This window comes from Escherichia sp. AM3 (assembly GCF_032029835.1).
GTDB lineage: Bacteria > Pseudomonadota > Gammaproteobacteria > Enterobacterales > Enterobacteriaceae > Escherichia > Escherichia coli.
Genome location: NZ_JAVUPQ010001231.1, coordinates 1 through 243, shown reverse-complemented (window position 1 = coordinate 243; position 243 = coordinate 1). Strand labels below are relative to the sequence as shown.

1 protein-coding gene is annotated in these 243 nt (G+C 56.8%); it reads left to right on the top strand.

The window, feature by feature from the left end; all coding sequences use genetic code 11:
* On the top strand, positions 1 to 243 hold a 243-nt coding region (locus RTW80_RS30440), incomplete at both ends, for a phosphoenolpyruvate carboxykinase (ATP) (protein WP_312721954.1).

Genomic DNA, 243 nt, shown 5'->3' with positions numbered 1-243 from the left:
CCCCTGACTTTATCGTGATGAACGGCGCGAAATGCACCAACCCGCAGTGGAAAGAGCAGGGTCTGAACTCCGAAAACTTCATCGCCTTCAACCTGACCGAGCGTATCCAGCTGATCGGCGGTACCTGGTACGGCGGCGAAATGAAGAAAGGGATGTTCTCAGTCATGAACTACCTGCTGCCGCTGCGCGGTATCGCCTCCATGCACTGCTCGGCGAACGTCGGGGAAAAAGGCGATGTAGCAG